This window comes from Bradyrhizobium sp. MV1.5 (assembly GCF_055807615.1).
Map to the genome: position 1 here is coordinate 140,194 of NZ_JBVVPL010000009.1, position 23,601 is coordinate 163,794.

General features: G+C 63.4%; 19 protein-coding genes. 11 read left to right on the plus strand and 8 right to left on the minus strand.

Features of this window, described 5'->3' with window-relative positions:
• Position 1 precedes the first annotated feature (1 nt).
• From AC0L2J_RS11830 to AC0L2J_RS11850, 5 genes are all read left to right on the plus strand, one after another.
• On the plus strand, positions 2 to 1,849 hold the full coding sequence (locus AC0L2J_RS11830) for a branched-chain amino acid ABC transporter ATP-binding protein/permease (protein WP_473389758.1): 1,848 nt from the start codon (positions 2 to 4) through the stop codon (positions 1,847 to 1,849).
• Positions 1,846 to 2,544: an ABC transporter ATP-binding protein gene (locus AC0L2J_RS11835; protein WP_007607511.1), complete on the plus strand. Its 699-nt coding sequence runs from the start codon at positions 1,846 to 1,848 to the stop codon at positions 2,542 to 2,544. The genes AC0L2J_RS11830 and AC0L2J_RS11835 overlap by 4 nt, the downstream gene beginning before the upstream one ends.
• Positions 2,545 to 2,622: 78 nt before the next feature.
• On the plus strand, positions 2,623 to 3,828 hold the full coding sequence (locus AC0L2J_RS11840) for an ABC transporter substrate-binding protein (protein ID WP_007607512.1): 1,206 nt from the start codon (positions 2,623 to 2,625) through the stop codon (positions 3,826 to 3,828).
• 509 nt (positions 3,829 to 4,337) lie between these two features.
• Complete coding sequence (nhaA, locus tag AC0L2J_RS11845) at positions 4,338 to 5,711, plus strand: Na+/H+ antiporter NhaA (protein ID WP_007607513.1); 1,374 nt, start codon at positions 4,338 to 4,340, stop codon at positions 5,709 to 5,711.
• 83 nt (positions 5,712 to 5,794) lie between these two features.
• Positions 5,795 to 5,956 (plus strand): hypothetical protein, encoded by a 162-nt coding sequence (locus AC0L2J_RS11850; RefSeq protein WP_473247716.1) that lies wholly within the window; start codon positions 5,795 to 5,797, stop codon positions 5,954 to 5,956.
• A 342-nt stretch (positions 5,957 to 6,298) separates the two neighbouring features.
• On the opposite strand, the gene AC0L2J_RS11855 is transcribed toward AC0L2J_RS11850, so the two are convergent.
• Positions 6,299 to 7,519 carry a cytochrome P450 family protein gene (locus tag AC0L2J_RS11855; protein WP_473389766.1) on the minus strand — a complete coding sequence of 407 codons (1,221 nt, stop codon included), beginning with the start codon at positions 7,517 to 7,519 and terminating at the stop codon, positions 6,299 to 6,301.
• A gap of 139 nt (positions 7,520 to 7,658) precedes the next feature.
• On the minus strand, positions 7,659 to 8,939 hold the full coding sequence (nhaD, locus tag AC0L2J_RS11860; RefSeq protein WP_473389770.1) for a sodium:proton antiporter NhaD: 1,281 nt from the start codon (positions 8,937 to 8,939) through the stop codon (positions 7,659 to 7,661).
• Between the two features lie 1,108 nt (positions 8,940 to 10,047).
• Between nhaD and AC0L2J_RS11865 the strand changes: the two genes are divergently transcribed.
• On the plus strand, positions 10,048 to 10,218 hold the full coding sequence (locus AC0L2J_RS11865) for a hypothetical protein (protein WP_473389773.1): 171 nt from the start codon (positions 10,048 to 10,050) through the stop codon (positions 10,216 to 10,218).
• Positions 10,219 to 11,181: 963 nt separating this feature from the next.
• Here AC0L2J_RS11865 and AC0L2J_RS11870 read toward each other — a convergent pair.
• Entirely contained in the window at positions 11,182 to 12,444 is a 1,263-nt protein-coding gene (locus tag AC0L2J_RS11870; RefSeq protein WP_473389776.1) for an ROK family protein, read from the minus strand.
• Between the two features lie 255 nt (positions 12,445 to 12,699).
• Between AC0L2J_RS11870 and AC0L2J_RS11875 the strand changes: the two genes are divergently transcribed.
• From AC0L2J_RS11875 to AC0L2J_RS11885, 3 genes are read left to right on the plus strand one after another with little or no spacing between them, the layout of a single operon-like run.
• Positions 12,700 to 13,665 (plus strand): sugar-binding protein, encoded by a 966-nt coding sequence (locus tag AC0L2J_RS11875; protein ID WP_473389780.1) that lies wholly within the window; start codon positions 12,700 to 12,702, stop codon positions 13,663 to 13,665.
• A gap of 60 nt (positions 13,666 to 13,725) precedes the next feature.
• Positions 13,726 to 15,252 carry a sugar ABC transporter ATP-binding protein gene (locus AC0L2J_RS11880; RefSeq protein ID WP_473389784.1) on the plus strand — a complete coding sequence of 509 codons (1,527 nt, stop codon included), beginning with the start codon at positions 13,726 to 13,728 and terminating at the stop codon, positions 15,250 to 15,252.
• Positions 15,249 to 16,310 carry an ABC transporter permease gene (locus AC0L2J_RS11885; protein WP_063993327.1) on the plus strand — a complete coding sequence of 354 codons (1,062 nt, stop codon included), beginning with the start codon at positions 15,249 to 15,251 and terminating at the stop codon, positions 16,308 to 16,310. The genes AC0L2J_RS11880 and AC0L2J_RS11885 overlap by 4 nt, the downstream gene beginning before the upstream one ends.
• Positions 16,311 to 16,548: 238 nt before the next feature.
• Here the strand turns inward: AC0L2J_RS11885 and AC0L2J_RS11890 are convergent, their stop codons facing one another.
• Positions 16,549 to 17,436, minus strand: coding sequence for a VOC family protein (locus tag AC0L2J_RS11890; RefSeq protein ID WP_473389788.1), 888 nt, complete (start codon positions 17,434 to 17,436; stop codon positions 16,549 to 16,551).
• Between the two features lie 165 nt (positions 17,437 to 17,601).
• Between AC0L2J_RS11890 and AC0L2J_RS11895 the strand changes: the two genes are divergently transcribed.
• Positions 17,602 to 18,789, plus strand: a complete 1,188-nt coding sequence (locus tag AC0L2J_RS11895; RefSeq protein ID WP_007607537.1) for a CaiB/BaiF CoA transferase family protein — start codon at positions 17,602 to 17,604, stop codon at positions 18,787 to 18,789.
• Here AC0L2J_RS11895 and AC0L2J_RS11900 read toward each other — a convergent pair.
• Positions 18,786 to 19,571, minus strand: a complete 786-nt coding sequence (locus tag AC0L2J_RS11900) for a DUF72 domain-containing protein (RefSeq protein ID WP_473389794.1) — start codon at positions 19,569 to 19,571, stop codon at positions 18,786 to 18,788. The genes AC0L2J_RS11895 and AC0L2J_RS11900 overlap by 4 nt on opposite strands.
• Positions 19,572 to 19,635: 64 nt before the next feature.
• On the opposite strand from AC0L2J_RS11900, the gene AC0L2J_RS11905 reads away from it, so the two are divergent.
• Positions 19,636 to 19,881, plus strand: a complete 246-nt coding sequence (locus AC0L2J_RS11905; protein ID WP_247496821.1) for a hypothetical protein — start codon at positions 19,636 to 19,638, stop codon at positions 19,879 to 19,881.
• A gap of 27 nt (positions 19,882 to 19,908) precedes the next feature.
• Here the strand turns inward: AC0L2J_RS11905 and AC0L2J_RS11910 are convergent, their stop codons facing one another.
• The 3 genes from AC0L2J_RS11910 to AC0L2J_RS11920 all read right to left on the minus strand — a co-directional run bounded on the left by AC0L2J_RS11910 (position 19,909) and on the right by AC0L2J_RS11920 (position 23,529).
• Positions 19,909 to 21,057: an amidohydrolase gene (locus tag AC0L2J_RS11910; RefSeq protein WP_473389798.1), complete on the minus strand. Its 1,149-nt coding sequence runs from the start codon at positions 21,055 to 21,057 to the stop codon at positions 19,909 to 19,911.
• A gap of 273 nt (positions 21,058 to 21,330) precedes the next feature.
• Complete coding sequence (locus AC0L2J_RS11915) at positions 21,331 to 22,419, minus strand: mandelate racemase/muconate lactonizing enzyme family protein (RefSeq protein WP_473389804.1); 1,089 nt, start codon at positions 22,417 to 22,419, stop codon at positions 21,331 to 21,333.
• Positions 22,420 to 22,521: 102 nt separating this feature from the next.
• A complete protein-coding gene (locus AC0L2J_RS11920) occupies positions 22,522 to 23,529 on the minus strand; it encodes an alpha/beta hydrolase (RefSeq protein WP_473389807.1) in 1,008 nt (335 codons plus the stop codon).
• Positions 23,530 to 23,601: the final 72 nt, after the last annotated feature.

A 23,601-nucleotide genomic window follows, 5' to 3' on the forward strand; every position in this document is an offset into this window, starting at 1 on the left:
CATGCTCAAGCAACGCCCATTCCTGATCGAGACACTGACGGCCATCGGCCTGATCGTGGCTCCCTTCGTGCTGCCGCATCTCGGCTTCGCGCCGAACACCGTCAACCGGATCCTGGTCTGGGGCCTGTTCGGCCTCGGCTTCGACATCCTGTTCGGCTTCACCGGGCTATTGTCGTTCGGCCAATCCGCCTTCTACGGCACCGGCGGCTTCGTCGCCGCCTACCTCCTGACGCGCGCCGGCTTCGGCAACGTGCTGGGTGCGCTGATCATCGGCATGATCGCGGCCGCGGCGACCGGATACCTTGTCGGCCTGATTGCGCTGCGCCGGACTGGCATCTATTTCGCCATGATCACCGTGGCGATCGCGCAGGTCTTCTTCTTCGTCGAGTTCAATCCTTTGTCGGATTTCACCGGCGGCGAGAACGGGCTGCCGGGGGTGCCGACGCCGAGCTTCAATCTCGGCTTCACCACGCTCCACTTCACCAATGGCTGGTCGCTCTACCAGTTCATCGCGCTTTGCTACTTCGTCGGCGTCATCATCGCGCTCAGGATCGTGCGCTCGCCGGTCGGCGCTATTTTCAGCGCGATCCGGGACAATCCGCTGCGCGCCACCGCGGTCGGGCACAACATCCACGGCTACAAGCTGACGGCCTTCGTGATCGCGGCGGCTTACGCCGGTTTCGCCGGCGGCCTGCTCGGCGTGCTCCAGGCCTTCATGCCGCCTGATGCCTTCACTTTCGACACCTCGGGCCAGCTCGTGATGCAGACGGCCATCGGCGGCAGGGGCACGTTGTTCGGACCGCTGGTCGGCGCAACCGTGTGGCTGTTCCTGCAGGATTTCCTGCAGTCCGCGCTCGGCCTGGGAGCGGCCTGGAAGCTGGTGCTGGGCGTCGTGTTCGTGCTGCTGGTCTGCTTCCTGCGCGGCGGCATCATCGGCGGTCTTGCCGATCTATATCGCCTTGTCTCGGACGGGCGGAAGCGGAGGGAAGCGGAAGTGGGGCAAGAGGCCGCTGACGGCGAGGCCGCGCAGCATCTCCCGCCCGCGCCGATGCAGGCGAAGGAGGTCGCGCATCCCGTCTATTCCGGGCCGATTCTCAAAGCCACCGGCCTTACCAAGCGCTATGGCGGGCTCATCGCCAACAGCGACATCGATTTCAGCGTCAACCAGGGCGAATTGCGCGGCATCATCGGCCCCAATGGTGCCGGCAAGTCGACCTTCTTCAAGATGCTGACCTGCGAGATCGCGCCGACCTCCGGCCAGATCGTGTTCGAGGGGCGCGACATCACGGGCTTGAAGGTCACCGAGGTTTGCCAGCTCGGACTGACCAAAAGCTATCAGGTCAACCAGCTCTTCACCGGGCTGACGGTGCGGGAGAACCTGACGATCGCCGCACTCGCAGAGCTGCGCGGAAAATTCCGGCTCGACCTGTTCCGCACGCTCGCCGGCGTCAAGGGCCTGACGGAGCAGGTGGCGCACACGCTCGCTTTGGTGAACCTGACTCGTCGTGCCGACACGCCGGTGTCCGAGCTTGCGTATGGCGAGAAGCGCAGGCTGGAAATCGGGCTTGCGCTCGCCACGTCGCCGCGCCTGCTGCTGCTTGACGAGCCGCTCGCCGGCATGAGCCCGCGAGAGCGTGTCGAGACCGTCAAGCTGCTCAAGTCGATCGCGCGCGGCCGTACCATGATCATCATCGACCACGACATGGATTCCCTGTTCGAGCTGGTCGAGCGCGTCACCGTGCTCCAGGAAGGCCGGGTGCTGGTCTCCGGCACGCCGGAGGAAATCAAGGCCAACGCCGCCGTCCAGGAAGCCTATCTCGGCGGGGTGCACGGAGAAATCGCGGCATGAGCCTGATCGAGGTCAACGGCCTGAACAGCTATTACGGGGACTCCCACATCTTGTTCGACGTCGCCATGCACGTCGAGCGTCACGAGGTGGTGGCGCTGCTCGGCCGCAACGGCGCCGGCAAGAGCACGACGCTGAAGAGCCTGATGGGCGTCGTGACGCCGCGTAGCGGCAGCGTGAAGTTCGACGGCATCGATATCGCCGGCCGAAAGAGCCACAGAATCGCGCAGGCCGGCATGCAGCTCGTGCACGAGGAGCGCCGCATTTTCGGCAGCCTGTCGGTGGAAGAGAATATCCTGCTCGCCGGGATCACGGCGCCCAAACGCTGGCCTCTCGACCGCATCTACGAGATGTTTCCGCGACTGAAGGAGCGGCGTAGCAACCGCGGCACCGAGCTGTCGGGCGGCGAACAGCAGATGCTCGCTATCGCGCGGGCGCTGGTGCGCGATCCCAAGATCGTGCTGCTGGACGAGCCGTTCGAGGGGCTCGCGCCCGTCATCGTCCACGATCTCGTCAAGGCCTGCCGCGAGCTCGCCGCCGCCGGCCAGACCATCGTGCTGGTCGAGCAGAATTTGGCGGCGACGCTGGCGCTGGCGAGCCGGATCTACATCATCAACAACGGACACATCGTGCACGACGGGCCAGCTCGGGAGCTCAAGGCACAACCGGAGCTGCTCCAGCGCTATCTCGGCGTCTAGTTGATTTCACCGAGCGCGACGTGACGACGCGAAGTCTTGACGACTTCGCGCTGAAATCGAAAAGGAGGAACACGTCAAATGAAATACATTGCGGTAAGAGCGGTTCAACTGTTGCTGGCAGCGTCGATGGCGGTGACGACTGCACACGCGGCCGAAAACAAGGTCGTGATCGGCGATATCGACGACATGTCCGGCCTGTATGCCGACGTGATCGGCCCCGGCGGCGTCGAGGCGGCCAAGATGGCGATCGAGGATTTTGGCGGCAGCGTGCTCGGGAACAAGATCGAGTTCATGGTGTCCGATCACCAGAACAAGCCCGACGTTGGAGCGCAAAAATTCCGCGAATGGGCCGATCGCGACGGCGTTACGATGATTCTCGGCGGCTCGAACACGGGAGTCAGCCTGGCGATGAACAATGTCGCCAAGGAGAAGAAAATTCCGTTCATCGCCATCGGCGCAGCCGGCGCATCGCTGACCGGCAAGGACTGCACACCCTATACGGTGCACTACGTCTACGACACGACGGCTCTCGGCAACGGTACCGCCAAGACCATGGTGAAGCAGGGCGGTAAAAGCTGGTTCTTCCTCACCGCCGACTACGCCTTCGGCACCCAGTTGCAGGAATCCGCCTCGAAGGTGGTTGAGGCCAATGGCGGCAAGGTGATCGGCGCCGTGCGCGTTCCGCTCTCCACGTCGGACTTCTCGAGCTATCTGCTCCAGGCGCAAAACGCAGGTGCGCAGGTGCTTGGACTCGCCAATGCCGGCAACGACTTCACTAACTCGATCAAGGCTGCCGACGAGTTCGGCATCGCCAAGACGATGAAGCCGGCCGCATTGCTCGCCTTCATCAGCGACATTCACAGCCTCGGCCTCAAGACCGCACAGGGCCTGTATCTCACCACCGGCTGGTATTGGGATCTCAACGAGAAGACCCGCGCTTTCGCCAAACGCTACTATGAGAAGACGAAGCGCGAGCCCACCATGAATCAGGCGGGCTACTATTCGGCGACCATGAGCTACCTCAACGCGGTCAAGGCTGCCGGATCCGCCAATTCAGAGAAGGTCATGGCGGAGCTCAAGAAGATGAAGATCGACGACATGTTCACCAGCAACGGCAAGATCCGTGCCGACGGCCTGATGGAGCATGAGATGTATATCATGCAGGTCAAGAAACCCGATGAGTCCAAACAACCTTGGGACTATTACAAACTGGTTCACACTATGTCGGGCGAAGAAGCATTCGGAAAGTTGTCCGACTCGGCGTGTCCGCTGGTTACACACTGATAGTCGTGTTCCGACCGCGTGGTCGCATAACAGGAGCGCACCCGCAGGTGCGCTCCTCTTGGAGTACGTAACGGGCGGGCGTGCGCGGCGGCACATCCGCGGCGCTTCCTCTCTCGCTGCCGGGCAGCCCGACCAAAACTCCGATCCTGGCGGCAACCTATGGTGTCGTGTTGTTCAGCGCTGCGCCGAGCCCCTGTAGAACTCCCCGCAACACCAACCAGAGGCGGATTTCAGTCCGCCGGGGACGTGCCGCCAAGCGCAAGGGCGGAACCTGCCAGGCGTTGTAGCGCGCCGGTACCGCTCCTGAGTCTGAAAGGATTCCGAGCGCCTGCGAGCACACACACCCGGAATGAGTGCCGCCCGAGAGGGCGGATGCAGCTGCTGCCGCCTGATCCTCTCCACGGCCGACTCCCCGGACGCCGTGTTCCGTCGTGGAAGGTTGAAATGACGCCCATGCGATGTATAACCGGGGCTCGGGTGTTCGCTGTATCGGCAGCGACAGGAAAGCGATGGTCGGGCCGCCACGCGGAGATCCTGCGCCCGTGAACCACAATCCTCCGTTTGACGGTCTGCCGAAAGCCCAGCAGCTGGCGGAACAGGCCCTCAACACCCTTCAGCGGTTCCTGCATGTCGAGGCCGTCAGCGGTGCGGTCCTGCTCGCTGCCGCCGCCGCTGCACTGATCTGGGCGAATTCCCCGGTGGCTCACAGTTATCACGATTTCTGGCACCTTCCGGTGACGATCGCCCTGGGAGAATTCGTCTTTTCACGCTCGCTGCATTTCTGGGTCAACGACGTGCTGATGACCGTGTTCTTCCTCGTCGTGGGCATGGAGATTCGGCGGGAAGTCCACGAAGGGGCGCTGAGCAGGCTGGACCAGGCCATGCTGCCGCTGGTCGCGGCGATTGGTGGCGTCGTCCTCCCGGCACTGATCTATCTGAGCCTCAACGCCGGTCCGGATCGAGGGCAGGGCTGGGCCGTGCCTACGGCGACGGACATCGCCTTCGCAGTCGGAGTGCTCGCCCTGCTCGGACGAAGAATCCCGGTCAATTTGCGGGTCTTCCTCCTTGCTCTGGCTATCATCGACGACATCATTGCAGTGCTGATCATCGCGCTCTTCTACACCGCAGGCCTTCAGCCTGGCGGTTTCGTCGTGTCGATGATCGGCGTTGTCGCCGTCCTGGGCTTTCGCCGGATCGGAGTCGGCTCTGCGCTTTTCTACCTCCTGCCTGGTTCTCTGGTTTGGATCGGGTTCATGGCGGCTGGGATCCATCCCACCCTAGCGGGTGTGCTGCTCGGGCTGATGACTCCCGCGCGCGCCATCCCCATGCGTGAGCCACCCCTGGAGATGGTCTCTCGCGCTCTCAAGCAATTGCGAAGCAGCGATGCGGTTAGGGCGAAGGATCCGCACAGGTTGGCGCAACCACTGCGGGACCTGCGCGTGGCCCAACGGGAGCTACTGCCGCCGGTCTCTCGGGTGCAGACGGCGCTGCATCCGTGGGTGGCATACCTCATCATGCCGATCTTCGCGCTGGCGAACGCCGGCGTCGCGCTGACGGGCGTCGATCTGCCCGCGGGCGGGCATTTGGTGATGCTGGGCACTGCGCTCGCCCTGGTCGCCGGCAAGCCGCTTGGCGTCGTCGGCGCGACTTGGGCGGCCGTACGACTCGGCTGGTGTCGGTTGGCCCCGGGCGTTTCGTGGGCTGGGGTCTGCCTTGTCGGGCTGCTGGCCGGCATCGGTTTTACGATGTCGATCTTCATCTCGATGCTCGCCTTCTCTGATGAAGGACTGCTGACGGCGGCCAAACTGGGCGTCCTTCTCGGCTCGCTCATCGCGGCCATGCTCGGCCTCGGCTGGGGATTCAGCCAAGTCCGGCGCTTGTGAAAGTCCAACCGATGCCCTTTAGAGCCCCGCATGTCTCGTTCGTGTCATTTGCCGTCGAGGTCCAATCCTCCGGAGTGACACAGGTGATGCTCGTCGAGACGGACCTGCACCTGAATCCGCGGCATCCCGCCTACGACCGCTTGGCCGTCACACAACTGATTGCAGCGTCAGAGGCGTACACGAGCGCCAATGTGGAAGGTCCTTCTTCCATTCGGCTCATTTCCACCCGCAACGGGGAAATCTAACGGTATCATCAGCCGCGGTGCTGGTACGGACTCGTGAACCGGAGGCGGGATGAGCGAGGCGAGGTATCTGAGCGCGGAAGGGGTAGTATCGCTCCGGCCGCCCGGAAGGGTTGGTAGGCGACTATGAAACATGTGCCGTCGTTGCTGGGCGTCATCGCCCTGTTTTGCATCGTGTTCTTCCTGACGAGAGCGTCGCTTTCAACGCCTCAACTAGCGGCTGGCATTTGCATTGCTCTCCTCGTCTATGCCGCCACCATGGTCTGGCATATCCGCAACATCCTTCGGTAATCGAAAGAGGCGGCAAGGCGCGAGCAGCCGATGGCCCAGTTCTCGGACCGGCCCTTAGGCCGCCAGTCGCACCGGCAATCTCGCCAACGCGCGGATGCCAAGCCGCTTGTGCCACCTGATGTCTTCGGGCTGCCGGGCAAGCCGCAACCCGGGAAAGCGATCCAGGATGCGCTGAATGCCTATCGACGCTTCTGCGCGCGCGAGCTGGAATCCGAGGCAAAAGTGTACGCCGGTGCCGAACGAGAGGTGCGGATTGGGATGGCGGCCGATGTCGAATGTGTGGGGTTGCTCGAACCGTGTCGGGTCGCAGTTCGCCGCGGCAAGAAATGCCGCAAACATCTCGCCGCGCCGGACCTGGCGTCCTTGCCAGATCAAATCCCGGGTCGCGAAACGGGGCTTGGTCATCTGCACGGGGGAGACGTAGCGAAGACATTCCTCGATGCATGTCGGCATCAGGCCCGGGTCTTGGCGCAACCGGCTCAACTGGTCCCTATTCGTGAGCAGCGCGTAGAGACCGCCCGATATCAGATGCGTGGTGGTTTCCTGTCCCGCACCGAAGAGGAGGAAGATCATGGAGACGATTTCGTCCTCGCTGAGCCTCTGGCCTTCGATCTCCGCCTCGCGCAGCGCAGCGATCAGCCCCTCCGGCCGCGCCCCGCCGTCGGGTCTCGAAACGCGCCGAAGGTACCGCACGACGCTGATCACACCGGGGATGGCGCGTATCACCGCAAAGACATTCGCAGTATCCTTCAACCGGCCCAACCAGTTCTTGAACCGGTCGTGATCCTTCTCCGGCAACCCTAGCATCGCGCAGATTACCGAAAGGGGCAGATCGCGGCAGAACTCTGCCATGAGATCGGCCTCGGGCTTGGCGTCCAGCTTGTCGAGCAGCCGATCGGCCGTCTCAACGATCGTCGGCTTGAGAGCTGCGATCGTGCGCCTCTGGAAGGCGTGGTCGACGAGGGCACGCAGGCGACGGTGCTCCGGATCGTCGTGGCCGAGCATGTTCGACGCAAGAAGCCCGAGCGTCCTCGGGAGAACTTTCAATATCCGCTCCTGCGTTCTGCTTCCGGCGTTGGCGGGATCGCGCGCGAAGTCCTGGCTGTTTTTCAACAGGTCTGCGCAGCTCTCATGGCTCGCCGCGAGCCAGGTGCGGCCGACGATCGGCAACCTCAAGCGCACCACCGGGCCTTCGGTTCGCATGCGGTCGAGCGTCGTAAAAGGGTTCGCGTGAAACTCCGGGGACAAGATGTCGAACCGTCGCTCGTCGAACATGTCTGCTTCCGCGCTTCTGTTTGTTGTGGTTGGAAATTGAGCGGTGCTCCGTCCTGAACGCCGCGCGTGCGGGCGGTGCGACTAGCCGCTCTGCCGAGGGGTTGAATCCTTGGACAGACACACTGAAAAGAATCTGCGTTCAGTGAAAGTACCGGAACTGCACAATGTAGACCGCCGCTCCGGCGAAGTATCCGAGAATCGCGAGTACGCTGATTTTTCGCATGTACCAAATGAACTGGATCTTCTCGATTCCCATCGCGGCAACGCCCGCAGCGGAGCCGATGATCAGTATCGATCCGCCCGTGCCGGCGCAGTAGGCGATGAATTCCCAGAGGAAACTGTCCGGTGGATACTGGCCCATTCCATACATGCCCATCGATGCTGCGACCAATGGAACGTTGTCGACGATGGCGCTGAGCAGCCCCAACGCAAGCACGATTGCGTCGGTGCGGCCGATGCTTTGATCCAGCCAGGCTGCAAGGGCGGCCAGAATATGGGTGTGCTCCAGCGTGGCAACGGCCAGCAGAATGCCCAGGAAGAAGACGATTGAGCTGAGGTCGATCTGGGTAAGAGCGTGCGCCACAGTCAACGGCCTTCTCTCCAGCAGTTGCTTCCGGCGATGAATGACCTCTCCGACGAGCCACAATGTTCCCAAGCCGAAGAGGATGCCCATGAAAGGCGGCAGGTGCGTAACGGTTTTGAACGCTGGCACCAGGACGAGGATGGCAACCCCGAGGGTGAACATGACGTTTCGTTCGAAGGCGGGCGTAAAGGCATCGTCGCTGCCATCGACCTTGGGAGCCGCGAAGGTTCGCCCGCGCAACCGGTAATTCACGATGAGCAGCGGGATCAGCATGTTCGTGAGGGACGCGAGGAATAGCGTCTTGACTATGGCGAGAGCGGTGATCTGGCCGCCGATCCACAGCATGGTCGTGGTGACGTCCCCGATGGGGGACCACGCGCCGCCTGCGTTGGCAGCGATCACGATCATCGCGACGAACAACAGCCGATCACTTTGCTTGTCCAGCAGCTTCCTGATCAGCGAAACCATGACGATGGTGGTGGTGAGATTATCCAACACGGCGCTCAGAAAAAACGTCACGGAGCAGATGAGCCACAGCAGGGTCGTCAATTTCTTCGTGTTGATTTGCGAGGTGATGATCTCGAATCCGTCGTGGGCGTCGATGACCTCGACGATGGTCATGGCGCCCATCAGGAAAAATATGATCCCCGCCGTCGAACCGATGGTCTCGCGGAGCTGATCGACGATCGCTTCGTGGTCAGTTGCTCCCACGGCATAGATCGTCCAGAGCAGGCCGGCCCCAAAAAGGGCGGAAGCGGATTTCTCTATTTGGATCGGGTGCTCAAGCGCTATAGCGGCATAAACCACGACGAAAACGACGACGAGTGCGACCAGCAAAACGAACCTCCGAATCCGAATTTCGGGCCGATCATGCCCGAACCGGACTGCGCTAAGAAGCCTCATGTGCTGAAAGGCCGCGGTCCAGTATCGTTGGCTTGGGAGAACAAAATGCCTCAACCAAACGGTGACGGATCAAGCTTGTGGGGCTCCCGCGCGAAAGGCCCCGTTGGCTGGATCGTCAGCATCGTATCCATTCTGATGTTCGTCGTGGCCCTCTACCTGTATGCAACGAGTGGCGCACCGGGTTCGTCTCCGAATGCGACGGGCGGCTCAAGCGATCACTCGCCGGCTCGCCTCCCAGCACCGAGTAAATAAGGACACGGACAGAGCGCCGCGATAGCCGCCGTTGCACGGCGGCTATCGATTGAGCAATCTCCAGCGAATGGACCGAGAAACGTGGATTATCTCAGCCGCCGCTTCGGCCTGGCCGCTTGAGGTTTACCTTCAGGCGATCGACGCGCCGCGACCTCCAAGGCCACGAGGCCGAAGACGGAGAGAGCGATTAGAATGACGAGTAGCAGCAGGGTGCCGTACATTTAGATGACTCCTACCCAGCTGCTCCTGTGAGCAGCCAGTGGTTCGACAACGTGCGGCGCCGAGATCGCGGATAGAGGGGAGTTGTCGATCGAGCAATTGCACATGCGGACAGAAGCGGGCAGATGAGTGTGCGCACGCAAGGCCGGTGCCTGCAGCCCGAGCCTTGCTGGCACCTGCACGCGAGTTTTTCGGCTCTACGGCGAGTAGTTTTTGATGCTGCGCAAAAAGATGTCGGCCGGGGCGCCCTCAAAAAATGCGTTCCTCACGGGACTCTGCACGAACAATCACTTCAGGCCCAACGAAATGTAGCGATTGGCAGCTCGCCGGGCAGTCGGGAGATCGCTTGTCGCCCGTCAGGAAAATCCTGACTATCATGACCTCCGCTCGGGCGAGGAAGGTTCAGTCGTGAGTGTGGCTCGGTTCGCTGCACGATAGTAATCGCCCGAGGAGTGGGAGTATGCTTCAACGTCTGCCAAAGACGGCGCTCGAACGCCGCACACAATTACGTCCAAGGATGGAAAGGCCGCTCTTCGGGGCGGCTTTTCTGTGAGCATAGGAGGAAAAGCAAATGCATCTGAAAGCTCCTATCGATCTTGACGCCGAAAGGTCGCGCAAAAGGGCCGTGTGGTTGCGTCAACTAGCCGAAGGGGCGGCTCACCCGGAATTCGCTGAAAAGATCAAGGATCTGACTGAAGAATACAAGGGACTTGCCGAACAGTTAGAGCATGAGGACCAGTAGGCCAGCGACACGCAACGTGATCAAGCAAAGAAGCGGCGTGGGCCCGGCGGCTTGATGTCCCCGAGTGTCGAGCGCCTCCCAGCCCAATCCGTACCGCCGTTACCTTGTTTGCGGTGATGCCGCTCCGAACGACCGACCGCGTTTCGGCCGTGTGGGGGCCGGGTTGTGCACCTGGTCCTTACAAGGCAGGGAAGTCGCGCGACGAGGTGGACGTGAGCCGGACCCGCATGTGTTGCAAGCTGCGACCGCTCCGCCGATCCTGACTACTACCAACGCCCCGCACTGAATGGAGGGTCCGTTTCCGCCGACGAAGGCAGCTGCCGTTGCAAGGCCGCCTGGAAACGGTCGGCCCTCCTTGTAGGCGGGCAGCCGTCTAGTGGCATCGGAAGGCTTGGAGGTCGTTGCTCGATATTCCTCGCACCGGCCGCCCTCGATCCTGCGGCCGAGGCCGAACGCAATGCGCCATCTTCGGTCAAGTCGTGCGGGAGGCGGAGCACTACATCGCACACAATGGCCATCTGCCGTGCACGTATCCGAGCTCTGCAGCAGTCTCGAGGGGGGGGGGCGCAGGAGCTTGTACCGTGCCTTCGACGAGGTCCTCGGACCAGGCCCAATCGAATTCCTGCGGGCGAAGCGACTCTCGATGGTGCGCCTGCGGCTATGCGCAGCGTTATCGAGAGGAACGGTGCCACCTGTTCGATTTCCAGCTTGGGGCGGTATGGTCGCTCATCCTGCGTTGCGGTCGCTCCGCACGTGAGACGACAGTGTGATGCCAGTTGGTTCAGATATGCCGCCGCCGTTTCGGTTTTGGTGTTTCTTGATAGTGCGACACCAAGATGCTACACATTGCCAGTGTCGCCCGGATTTTCTCCAGTCTTTTCAGGTGCGTAGCTTCAGCGGCCACAGGTCGAAAACTGGCTGAGTACCCTCCCGCCCCAGCCAGCGCGCCGCAGCTCTCGGCGCTTACTCGGTCGCTTCCATGTGGTTTTGGTCGACGACCCGCAGCGTCCGCCGCACCATGCCCTCGACAATGACCGCCGACTCGCTTGGACGCAGATGGATCGCCGTGGACCTGAGCAGCCATGGCAACACCGCCTGCTCAAGCCGCTCTTCATAGGCGTGGCGCATCATGTCGAATGCCATCAGGCCTGGACCCGCCAGGATGACATGGTGTGGGCGCAATACGGATATCGTTGCCGCGACCGCCTCGGCGAGCGCGCGACCTGCCTGCAGGAAAAGGTGCTCGAGACGTGGATCGCCGCCCAGTGCGCGCTCGCGCAGCAGGGCCATCTGTCCCTCGGATGGTTGCTGCGAGTCCGCCGGCGGCAGATCGAGAAAGGTGCGGGCATCGCGGTAGAGCGCATAATCGGCAAGGTAAGCCTCGATACAGCCGCGCTGGCCGCAGCGGCATTGCGGGCCATCCGGCGCCAGCTTGACATGGCCGATCTCGCTGCCGGCGCCCCAGCGTGCTTCACCATCGGCAACGACGCCCATCCCGATGCCGTGACCGACCATGATAGTGGCCGAGAGGCCTTGCGCCAATGCCGGTTCGGCGGCCGTGATGGCGAGCGCGACCGCGACAGCGTCGTTCGCCATCACGACCTCGACCCCGAACGCCTGACGTATCGGCGTCGCGAGATCGACCTCGGTGATCGACAGCGCGGGACTCCACAGCGTCGAGCCGGTGTCGACGTTCACGATGCCTTGCAGCGCAATGCCGATTCCCAGCAGCCGATGGCGCGGCGTCGCCGTCGCATCGAGCAGCGCATTGATCTGCGCGATCACGAGATCGCGCAGCGCGCCTGCATCGAGCGCGCGCGTCGATAGTGCAAGTCGCGACTGCGCCACGCCGGAGCCCCGGAAATCCGCGATCAGCGTCTCGATCAGGTTCATGCGCACGGAGACCGCGGCGATGCGCCCGAACTCCGGATTCAGGGTCAGCAACACGGCCGGCCGGCCACGGCGGCGGCCATTCAGCCCGTCCGCATCCTCTTCCTCGCCGTCCTCGGACCAGGGGCTTGCCGCCGTCTCTGTCTCGCAGAGCAGCTCTTCCGCGATCAGTCGCGACGTCAGGCCGGAAACCGCCGGGAAGCTCAGGCCAGTGCTTCGGGCCAGCGCCACGCGGGGCAGCGGCCCCTGGCGTCGCAAGACGTCGACGAGACGGCCGCGGTTGGATTCACGGGCCGTGTTCGACGCGCGTCTGGACGGCTCAATTTGGTCAACCATGCTGCCTCTTTAATTCATCAGGTAAATTTAATGCAGAAATGAGATGCCGGTGCGACCGGAAAAGCACAATCGGAATACGGTTTGCAGCAGCCATGTTTACTAATATCGTACCGCATGTACTATTTAGACTGGAAGAAGGGGCGCATACATCCTGATCCGGCTGGTTTGCCCTGCTGCATTTGTTCGCGACGTAAATAAAAGATGGCGCATAAGCGCTGTGAAACCCCTCAACGGGGGTGACCAAGGGAGGTGTACATGAACGGATCGATGAAGAAACTGATGGTGTCGCTGTTTGCAACCGCAGCTGCGCTGGCGGTTGCTACGGGGGCGGCGCAGGCCCAGCAGAAAAAGACCATCGCGCTGGTCACCAATGCCGCGGCCGATTTCTGGACCATTGCCGGCCGCGGGCTCGAGAAGGCTCAAAAGGAGCACCCCGAATACGATATCCAGTTGATCGTCACCAACGATGCGACCGCGGCGGGCCAGCGGCGCTTGCTGGACGACCTGCTGGTTCGCGGCGTTGCCGGCATCTCCATCTCGGTCGACGATGCACCGCACGCAACCGAAGAACTCAACAAGGTCGCGTCCCAGACCGTGTTGATTACGACGGACAGCGACGCGCCGCAGAGCAAGCGTCTCGCCTATATCGGCACCGACAACGTCGCGGCCGGGCGGCAAGCAGGCGAGGAGTTCAAGAAGGCATTGCCGAACGGTGGCAAGCTTGCGCTGTTCGTCGGCACGATGGACGCGGACAACGCCCGCGAGCGAGTGCAGGGTATCAAGGATTCGATCGCCGGCACCAAGATCGAGCTGGTCGACGTGTTCACGGACCAGGTGGACTCCGCCAAGGCCAAGGCGAACATGGAGAACGTGCTCGTCAAATATCCCGACATCGCGCTGCTGTCCGGACTTTGGAGCTACGAGACACCGCTGATCTATGACGCGGTCAAGGCGGCGGGCAAGGCCGGCAAGGTGAAGATCGTCGGCTTCGACGAGGACCAGCGCACGTTGCGGGGAATTTCCGACGGCACGATCGAGTCGACGGTGGTGCAGCAGCCGTTCGAATTCGGCTATCTCTCCGCCACCAACATCATCAAGACGCTGAAGGGCGACAAGTCCTGGATTCCCGCCGACAGCAAGCTGATCGTGCCGACCCAAGTGATCAGCAAGACCAATGTCGCGGAGTTCACCGCTCACATGAAGGAGCTGCTGAAGAAGTGACCCTCTGTACCTTTCGACGCCCGGCGAGAATGCCGTCGGGCGTCGGTTGGGAGGAAGTGAATGGCGGAAATCCTGTTCGAACTCGCCGGGATCAGCAAGTCCTATCCCGGGGTCATGGCCCTCAACGATGTCAGTCTGCGCGTGTACCGTGGCGAGGTGTTGGGCCTGATTGGCGAGAACGGCGCCGGCAAGTCGACTTTGATGCGGGTGTTGGGCGGCGTGATCGCGCCAAGCGCGGGCGTGATCCGCATCGGCGGAACTGACCATGCAGAAATGACGGTGAGCGAGGCGACGCAGACCGGCATCGCCTTCGTGCACCAAGAACTGAACCTGTTCGAGAATCTCGACGTCGCCGCCAACGTCTTCATCGGACGCGAGAAGCTCGTCGGCGGCCCGCTAAAGCTGGTGGACAGCGCGCAGATGCGCGCTCGCGTGACGCCGCTGCTGGAGCGTCTGGGCGCCGATTTCACCCCTGACACGCTGGTCGACAATTTGTCGATCGCCGAACGCCAGATGGTTGAGATCGCCAAGGCGCTCTCAATCGACGCCCGCGTGATCATCATGGACGAGCCGACCTCGAGCCTGACGATTTCGGAGACCGAGCGTCTGCTGGAGGTGATTGCCGATCTGAAGGCGCACGGCATCTCGGTGATCTATATCTCCCACCGGCTCGGCGAGATCATGACCTGCGCCGACCGCGTCGTGGTGCTGCGCGATGGGCGCACGGTGGGAGAGCTGGCGCGAGATCAACTCAGCCACGCCGCAATGATCAGGCTGATGATCGGCCGCGACCTGAAGGCGCTGTATACCCCGCCGAAACGACCGCCGCAGCCGGGCGGCTGCGACATCGTCGGCGTCGTGACATCAGCCTTTCCCGACCGGCAGGTTGATCTTTCCGTGCGGCATGGCGAGATCCTGGGCCTGGCGGGGCTCGTGGGCGCTGGCCGCACTTCTCTTGCCCGCGCGGCCTTCGGCGTCGACCCGCTGCTGGGCGGCGAGATCAGGATCGATAACGCGCCGATCGCAATCGCGTCGCCGCGGGACGCGATCAGGCAAGGCATCTATCTGGTGCCGGAGGACCGCAAGAAATCCGGGCTCGTGCTGGAGCTGCCGATCCGGGAGAACGTGACGCTGGCCGGTCTGCTGAATTATGCGCGGATGTGGCTGGTCAGCGGCGCAGCCGAGCGCAAGGTCGCGAAAGAGCAGGTCAGGCGCCTCTCCATCAAGGCGCCGAGCATCGACATGGAGGTGGTGACGCTCTCCGGCGGCAACCAGCAGAAGGTCGTGCTCGGCAAATGGCTGTCCATGCAGCCGCGCGTGATGTTCTTCGACGAGCCCACCCGCGGCATCGATGTCGGTGCCAAGAGCGAGATCTACGCGTTGATGCGCCAACTCGCCGACCAGGGCGTCGCGATCGTGATGATCTCCTCGGACATGGAGGAGGTCATCGGTGTCTCCGATCGCGTGGCGGTGATGCACGAAGGCAGTGTCAGCGGCGTGTTGGAGCGACGGCAATTCAGTGAATACAACGTGCTGCGGCTTGCGATGGGCCAGGCGCTGGAAACCGTGGAAGCCGCTGCCCCATGAACAAAAAAGAACTCGGCCTCGGCCTGCTGCTCGTGGTGATTTCCGTCATCACGGGCATGATCAATCCGGCCTTCCTGTCGCTGGTGAACCTGCTGAATATGGCCAATCTGATCGGCCTGTTCGGCGTGTTTGCGCTTGGCGAAGGGCTCGTGATCATCACCGGCGGCATAGACCTTTCGCTCGGCTCGATGTTTGCGCTGCTCGGCGTCGTGTTCGTCGACCTTCTGACGACCTACCAGGTGCCGTGGCCCCTGGCGCTGGCGGCCGTGCTGTTGGGCGGGCTGGTGCTCGGCGGCATCCAGGGGCTTCTGATCACCCGGCTGAAGATGCAGCCCTTCATCGTGACGCTATGTGGGTTGCTGATCTATCGCGGCGCCGCCCGCTACTACACGAGCGATTCGACCCGCGGCTTCGGTTACGGCGACGAGGCCGCGACCCTGAGCAGCATTGCCTCCGGCCATGTGGCGGGCATCCCGAACACCTTCATTCTCCTGATCATTCTTGCGCTGGTCCTCGGCGTGGTGCTGCACCGCACGGTCTACGGACGCTGGCTTTATGCCGTCGGCAAGAACGAGGAGGCGGCGCGCTTCTCCGGCATCAACACGAATATGGTGATCGCCACTGCCTATATCATCAGTGGTGGGCTCGCCGGAGTTGCGACGGTCTTGTTCGTGTTCTACACGAACTCGGTGTCTCCGAGTTCCTTTGGCAATTTCTATGAGCTCTACGCGATCGCGGCTGCCGTGCTGGGCGGGTGCAGCCTGCGCGGCGGCGAGGGTTCAATTCTCGGTATCGTGCTGGGCACGGCGTTGCTGCAGGTGTTGCAGAACCTCGTGAACATCCTGGGCATTCCCAACTCACTGAATTTCGCGGTGATGGGCACGGTCATTCTGATCGGCGTGTTGGCGGATCAGCAATTGCAGGCACGACGGCGCCGCAAGCTGGCGCTTGCCGGCCTCGCCCGCGCCGCGCCGAAATCGACATCGCCGGAGCAAGTCCAAGGCGCGGCACCGCGCGCCGCGGATGCGTTGCCGGCGAGAACGGGTGATCTGGCATGACGGATCCACGCCCCAGTTGACACAAGGCTGCCTGGCCGGCGACCGCTGGGGAGGGGCGCGTTTCAGGCTCGAGGGCTTTGGGCGGGGACGCGAGGCAAAGCAAGCAAAGCCTGAACGGCGGGAGGGACGCTAACCCGGCTGAGGAGCACACGGAGCATGCGGGCGGCCCTGCCCCGAGCGGGGCCGCCCTGCTGCAACCGGGACTTCCGACGTTGCCGCTGCCAGGTGCAAGGTTTGCTTATCCCTCGTACTGGTCCGGCCCCATCGCCCAAAGCGATTGATCGTGGCCGGACGCGTAATTGCGATTGTTCAGCGCCGGATTGCGATTGACCATCGGTCGCATGAACATCGGGTGGGTGGCGCTGCGCACCTCGTGCTCGACCGTGAACAGCGGCTTGCCGCTGTCGAGATCGAGGATGTCGCAAAACCGATACTGGTACTGATTGTCCTCGCGCGAGATCAAATCGCGCGCCAGCAGCTTGCGATAAGGGCCGGAGAAATCGGTGATGTACATCTGCACATGGTGGCCGTCATAGTCGCCTTGCGGCCGATCGGTCTCGCGGAACAACAGATGCTGGTCGCGGCCCGTCTTCACGGCGGCAACCGCGCCGTCGCCGTTCCGCAACTCGGATGGCATGCCCATGATCTCGGGGTAGAAGGCGCAGATGCGCGCGGCGGATCCCACCGGTACGTCGAATTCGACATAGGGAATGCCGAGCGCGACGCGACCGAAGCGCGCGGCGTCGGGCTCGTAACAGCGCAGCCGGTTGCCCCACGGACAAATCGCCTCGACATGGTCGTTATGCTCGGCGAAGGCGAACGCGGTGCCCTCGAGCTTCTTGGCGACCGACGCCAATCGCGCCAGCAGCGCCTCGCGGCCCGCGATGACCAGCCCGACATGACCGCGCAGCACCTGCGGCCGGCCGCTCGGCAAGTGAAACTGGCTCCGTCCGGCGTTGATCCACATGTTGGTGTCGGACACCATCAGAAAGGGATCGCGGGTGAGCCCAAGGCCTGCGACATAGAACAGCGTGGCAAGCCGTTGGTCCGGGACCTGGATGTTGACGTGCTCGAAATGGATCGCGTTGCCGAGATCTTCTTTGGATCGATCGAATTGTTGCGGCATGAACGGGGCTCTGATGCGGGAGGGACAGGCCCATACTAGAGCACAATTTCCGCCAGTCGAAATGATTCGCCGATCACATCTCGAGGGCGGGCGTGACGTCCGTTGCCACCTTGCCGCAAATGCCAATCCCTGTAAGCTGACAAACAGCACAAAGGAAAGAGATCGATGGGAGGGGTTCTGGACGGCGTCCGCGTTCTCGATTTCGGGCGCTATATCGCGGGGCCCTATTGCGCGACCTTGCTGGCCGAATTCGGCGCCGAGGTCATTCGCGTGGAGAAGCGCGACGGCAGCGAGGATCGCTTCGTGGCGCCGGTGGGCGAAAATGGCGAAGGCGCGCTGTTTCTTCAGGTCAACCGCAACAAGAAGTGCCTCACGCTCGATCCGATGAAGCCGGAAGGGCAGGAGGTGATGCGCCGGCTGATTGCGACCGCGGACGTGGTGGTCGCCAATTTGCCGCCGCAGACCTTGCGCGCGATGAAGCTCGACTACGACTCGCTCAAGGCGATCAAGCCGGACATCATCCTGACGACGGCAACCGCGTTCGGCGGGCCGGGGCCATGGTCCGACCGCGTCGGTTTCGACGGCGTAGGCCAGGTCATGTCGGGCTCGGTGTACATGACGGGCGCCGGCGATCCACCCTATCGGGCAGCGGTCAACTGGGTCGATTTCGGAACCGCGCTGCATTGCGCGTTCGGCACGCTGGCCGCGCTGATCGAGCGCGGCAAATCCGGGCGTGGGCAGATCGTCGAGGGCGCGTTGCTCGCAACCGCCTTGTCCTTCACCAATGCCACGCTGATCGAGCAGGCTGTCATCAACGTCAATCGCGTGCCATCAGGCAATCTCGGCCAGACCGCGGCGCCCGCCGACATCTACCGCACCAGGGACGGCTGGGTGCTGTGCCAGGTCACGGGACATCCGCTGTTCAAGCGCTGGGCGAAGCTGATGGGCGAGGAGGAGGTCTGGCTGAACGATCCGCGCTTTGCCGACGATATCAGCCGCGGCAACAACGGCCCTGTCATCAGCGAGCGGATGGCGCGCTGGTGCGCCGAGCGCACCACGCAGGAAGCCGTCGACACCCTGGGCAAGGCCATGATTCCGACCGGCCCCGTGCTGAGCCCGCAGCAGGCGCTGGATCACCCGCACATCCGCGCCGCCGGCTTCATGCAGGACGTCGACTATCCCGGCTTGCCGAAGCCCGCACCGGTGGCGCGCGCCGCCGTCCGCCTCTCGGAAACGCCCGGCGAAATCGCGACGCGCCCGCCCACGCTCGGCGAGCATACCGATCTCATCCTGGGCGAGCTCGGCTACGACAAGGCCGCGATCGCGGCGCTCCGGCAGGGCGGCATCGTCTAGCGGTGAACAACGGCGCCTGCACGGCGGCTTGCCGTCGTGATCGCCGCGCTTTGCCGCACGTTGAGCAATTGCTTCAACGCCCGGGCATCGGCCGGCGCCGCGCTCTTCTGGTCGTTGTCGAAATAGACGTAGACGTCGCAGCCCTGCCGCTTCCAGGACTTGATGCGCCGCGCCCATTGCGCCAGCGTGGGTCTCGTATAGTGCCCGTGATAACGCCCGCTGGGCCCGTGCCCGCGCACATAGACGAAATCGGCCGTGCGCTTCCATGGCGCGGGCGCGTCGTGATGATCGGACAGGCACAGCGAGATGTTCTCGTCGGCCAGCATCCGCAAGATGCGTGGCTGATACCAGCTCGGATGACGGAATTCGAAACTGTAACGTCGCTTCCTCGACAACAGCTTGAAGAAGCCGGCAAGGCGGTCCGCGTCGGCCTCGAATTGCGGCGGCAGCTGGAACAGGATCGGGCCGGCCTTGCCGCCGAGCCGTGAGATGCGATCCTCGAGCAGCTCGAGGCTGTTCACCGAGCGGTCCGACAGCCGTTTCCAATGCGTGATGAATTTCGACGCTTTCCACGCGAACACGAAATCGCGGCCGGTCTGCGCCCGCCAACCTTCGACGGCCTCCGGCGTCGGGGTGCGGTAGAACACCCCGTTCAGCTCGGTGGTGTCGAACTGTCCGGCATAATAGCTAAGCTGCTGCTTCAGCGTCACGCCCTCGGGAAAGAACGGGCCTCGCCAGGAGGCGTAGTGCCAGCCGGAAGTTCCGATCAGAATGCGCGCCATTTTTGACGTGTCCATCCGTTGCGATTTGCCGGATGGGAACGTCCGTGCGGCCGATACGTTGCTCGTGAGCTTGATCAACGCAGGACCGGAACCGATGTACGCGCTGTTCGAAGGCAACAAGCAGATCGGCGACCCCTTTCCCTCCGAGAAGGAGGTGTGGGAAGCCGCATTGATCGAGGGGCTGGTGACCGACGTGCCGGTCGCGGACGAGGAGGGCGGCCGGCTTCTGCCTGCCGGGTATCACGTCGCGCAGGTCGAGGAGACGTTCGAGCCGAAGCCGGGCTGGAAGCTGCCGCGCGAGATCTCCTGAGCGGGCCTAGTTCGAGGCCAGCGCCGCCTAGTTTGAGGCCAGTGCCGCCTTGGCGACTTCCGCCATCCAGCCTGCCGCCACCGGCAGAATCGCGTCGTTGAAATCATAGCGCGGGCCGTGCAGCTCGGCGCCATCACGCAATTCGCCGTTGCCGATCCAGACGAAGGCGCCAGGGCGCCGCGAGAGATAATGGGCGAAATCCTCACCGGCCATGCTGGGCGCAAGGTCGCGCCGCAACTCGGCCCGCACCTTGTCCGCGGCGAGGCGCGCGAGATCCGCCTCGGCCGGCGTGTTGATGACGACGCCGACGCCAATGACGATCTCGGGCGTCACCTTGACGCCGAAGCTCGTGGCAATCCCGGCGCAGATCTGTTCGATCCGCGCCACGACGGTGTCCTTCACCGCATCACGATGGTAGCGCAGCGTGCCGCCGATCGAGACGCGTCCGGCGATTTGGTTGCGTGCCGTGCCGCCTTCGAGCGTGCAGAGCGAGAGCACGGCGGTGTCGAGCGGATCGACGCTGCGTGACACGATCGATTGCAGCGCCACGATCAAATGGCCGGCCGCCATCACCGGATCGCGCGTCAGATGCGGCATGCCGGCGTGTCCGGCATGGCCGTCGATGGTGATGATGACACGCCCGCCGGAGGCCATCACGACGCCGTCATGGACCGCGATGGTGCCGGCGGCAAGGCCCGGCCAGTTGTGAAATCCGAACACCCGCTGCATCGGAAAGCGCTCGAACAGCCCGGCCGCGACCATCGCGCGCGAGCCGCCATAACCTTCCTCGGCCGGCTGGAAGATGAAATCGACCGTGCCGCTCCAGCTGGTATCGGCGGCGAGCAGTGCGGCGGCACCGAGCAGCGAAGCGGTGTGCCCGTCATGGCCGCAGGCATGCATCACGCCGGGATATTGCGAAGCGTAAGCTAGCCCCGTATCTTCGGTGATCGGCAGCGCATCCATGTCGGCGCGCAGGCCTACGCGGCCCTGTGCAGCCCCTCGCGTGAGGGTCGCGACGATGCCGTGACCGCCGATGCCTGACACGAAGGGAATGCCGAGCTCGGTGAGTCTGTCCTGCACGAAAGCGGCGGTGGCTTCCTCCTGAAGGGACAGTTCGGGATGCGCGTGCAAGTGCCGGCGCCACGCGGTCAGTTTCTGGTGCAGCTCGGGGCTCAAGGCGGGATTCTCTCGGATTGTGTGTCGGCGTCGACACCATAGCCGAATAACCGCAGCTTGCATCAAGCGTCAGCGAATGCCTCGCGTGCAGCAACGCGTTGGTGATTGCTGGGGCAAACCGAATGCGCTGCGCGCTCCACTTCACCTCTCCCGCTTGCGGGAGAGGCCGGGAGAGGGCTCGATCGTCATTGGGGTTCTCACTGCGGAGACACCCTCTCCCCAACCCTCTCCCGCAAGCGGGAGAGGGGGCGCACCCGCGGCCGTGGCTCCGCGCTACGCCGACAGCTTCGCCAGCCCGTCCCAGTCGAAGCTGATGCCGTGGCCGATCCGGTCCGGCGCGAGCGCGAGTCCGTCCTGAAGCACCAGAGGATGATCGATATATTTGTCGAGTCCAAAACCGTGCGCCTCCAGATACGACCGGTTCGGGCAGGCCGCGAGCAGGTGCACGGTGATGTCATGTGCGCCATGGCTGGTGACGGGCAGGTTGAACGCCTCCGCCAGCCGCGCGATCTTCATGAAGGCGGAGACGCCGCCGCAATTGGTGACGTCAGGCTCGGGATAGGACACCGCGCCCGCGACGATGTAGTTCTTGAACTCCCACAGCGAGCGCAAATTCTCGCCCGCCGCGATCGGCACGCCACCGGCCTGCATGATGCGGGTGTGGCCCGCGACATCATCGGGAATGATCGGTTCCTCGAGCCAGGTGAGGTCGTAGCGTTGGAACGCCCGGGCGGCGCGGATCGCTTCCTCGACCGTCCATTTCATGTTGGCATCCACCATCAGCGGAAAGCCGTCGCCGAGATGTTGTCGCATCGCCGCGACCCGCGCCACATCCGATTTGAGATCGGGCCGGCCGGCCTTCATCTTGATGGCGCGAAAGCCCTTGGCGAGATTGCCGTCGGTCTGCTTCAGCAGCGCCTCGACCGATAGATCGAGGTCGATGCCGCCGGCATAGCAGGGCACGCGCGCGTCGAATCCGCCGAGCAATCGATACAGCGGCAATGTCGCGCGCCGCGCCTTCAAGTCCCATAGGGCGATATCGAGCGCCGAGAGCGCCAGCACCGCCGGTCCGCCGCGCCCGCCATAATGCAGGCCCCACCAGACATGATGCCAGATCGCTTCGGTATCATCGGCCTCGCGGCCCTCGACGAGCGGCGGGATCTCGCGCTTGAGGATGTCGGCGACGGCGCCGCCATTGCGCCCGACCGTGTAGGTGTAGCCGACGCCCTCGGCGCCATCGGCATCGCGCACCCGGCAGGTGATCAGCTCGAACGCCGCGATGTCGCCATGGGTCGAGTCGGAGAGCATGACGGGGAGGGGGATCCGGTAGAATCCGGTCTCGATGTTTGCAATGCGCGGCATGATTTTCTTCCTGCGTTTTCTTTGCAGGCTAGCCCGAGGTTCGCGCCGCGGCAATGCGGTCGTTGCGACATCGCGGCGCATCTTGGGCAAGATCGCGTTGCGCTATTGCGCCGGCGCGCCAGCGGCCGGTCGCCGCGAAACGTCCTCGGCAAGCTGCTGACCTTGAGCGAGCCTGCGCTCGATCATGCCCATCACGGTGGTCACGTCTTCGAAGGCCCGCGAATGCGCTTGTCCCTGTAAGCGGGTGATGTCGAACACCAGAATATTGGCCCGCGCCAGCTCGTCCTTGTAAGGCTCTTCCTCCGCGTTGACATCGCCGAGACGGGTGAGGCCGCCCGCGATCGACTTCGACAGCTTCAGCGCACCGTCATCCTGCGACAGGAACAGCGCGAAGCGCGGCCGCGACGATCCCATTTCCTGCATCTGTTCGCGAAACGCTGCGAAGTCGACATCGGGGGCCACCATAGCCACGTTCCTGATCTTGCCGCCGATCTTCCCAGTCCGGCGTGCCCTGGCCTGGAGGGCATTCAGCGTGATCAGGCAGCCCATGGAATGGCAGAGCACGGTGACCTCGCGGATTGCGGGGTTGAGCGCCACCTGCTCGATCAGCCCGTCGAGCGATCCGACGGATTCACGGGCGACCTCGCCGTCGCGCTCATAGGCGCGCAATCCGACCAGGCCTTGCGAGGGCCAAGAGAACAGGATCGGGATCACCGGGGCTCGCGAGTCCTGGACGATTTGCGCGAAGCGATAGACCGCATCGTCGAAGCGGTTGTTGAAGCCGTGGACGAAGATCATCGCCTTGCTGCGGCGGGTCTTCTTGGCGACACTGTTGATGGCAGTATTGAAGGCGGCCCTGTCGAGGTAGTCGGCCGACACCGTGACGAACTCGCGGCGCGGATCGCCGGGCGGCGCCACCGGCCACTGGATCGCTCCGACCACGCGGGCCTCGTCAGGCGGAATTGAGACCGAGACCATCGCGTAGGACATCGCGGCGGCACGTTCGCGGCCGAACATGTCGCCAGTGTCGACGGCCGCGCGCTCGCGCGTCGTCGCAACAAGGATCGGAACACGCGACGTGCTCTCCGCGGCCTCGACCGGAACGAACACGCCCTGCAGAGGGCGTCCCGCGCAGGATGCGCAAGCAAGAGACAGGATCAAGACGCCCGTCACGCGCCGGCA

Bases quoted from the DNA above. Each gene is read 5' to 3' on its own strand.
- AC0L2J_RS11835 (WP_007607511.1), top strand. From the start codon at position 1,846: ATGAGCCTGATCGAGGTCAACGGCCTGAACAGCTATTACGGGGACTCC.
- AC0L2J_RS11830 (WP_473389758.1), top strand. From the start codon at position 2: ATGCTCAAGCAACGCCCATTCCTGATCGAGACACTGACGGCCATCGGC.
- AC0L2J_RS11895 (WP_007607537.1), top strand. From the start codon at position 17,602: ATGGGAGGGGTTCTGGACGGCGTCCGCGTTCTCGATTTCGGGCGCTAT.
- AC0L2J_RS11915 (WP_473389804.1), bottom strand. From the start codon at position 22,419: ATGCCGCGCATTGCAAACATCGAGACCGGATTCTACCGGATCCCCCTC.
- AC0L2J_RS11855 (WP_473389766.1), bottom strand. From the start codon at position 7,519: ATGTTCGACGAGCGACGGTTCGACATCTTGTCCCCGGAGTTTCACGCG.
- AC0L2J_RS11885 (WP_063993327.1), top strand. From the start codon at position 15,249: ATGAACAAAAAAGAACTCGGCCTCGGCCTGCTGCTCGTGGTGATTTCC.
- AC0L2J_RS11900 (WP_473389794.1), bottom strand. From the start codon at position 19,571: ATGGCGCGCATTCTGATCGGAACTTCCGGCTGGCACTACGCCTCCTGG.
- AC0L2J_RS11875 (WP_473389780.1), top strand. From the start codon at position 12,700: ATGAACGGATCGATGAAGAAACTGATGGTGTCGCTGTTTGCAACCGCA.
- AC0L2J_RS11880 (WP_473389784.1), top strand. From the start codon at position 13,726: ATGGCGGAAATCCTGTTCGAACTCGCCGGGATCAGCAAGTCCTATCCC.
- AC0L2J_RS11870 (WP_473389776.1), bottom strand. From the start codon at position 12,444: ATGGTTGACCAAATTGAGCCGTCCAGACGCGCGTCGAACACGGCCCGT.
- AC0L2J_RS11840 (WP_007607512.1), top strand. From the start codon at position 2,623: ATGAAATACATTGCGGTAAGAGCGGTTCAACTGTTGCTGGCAGCGTCG.
- nhaA (WP_007607513.1), top strand. From the start codon at position 4,338: ATGGTCGGGCCGCCACGCGGAGATCCTGCGCCCGTGAACCACAATCCT.
- AC0L2J_RS11890 (WP_473389788.1), bottom strand. From the start codon at position 17,436: ATGCCGCAACAATTCGATCGATCCAAAGAAGATCTCGGCAACGCGATC.
- AC0L2J_RS11865 (WP_473389773.1), top strand. From the start codon at position 10,048: ATGCATCTGAAAGCTCCTATCGATCTTGACGCCGAAAGGTCGCGCAAA.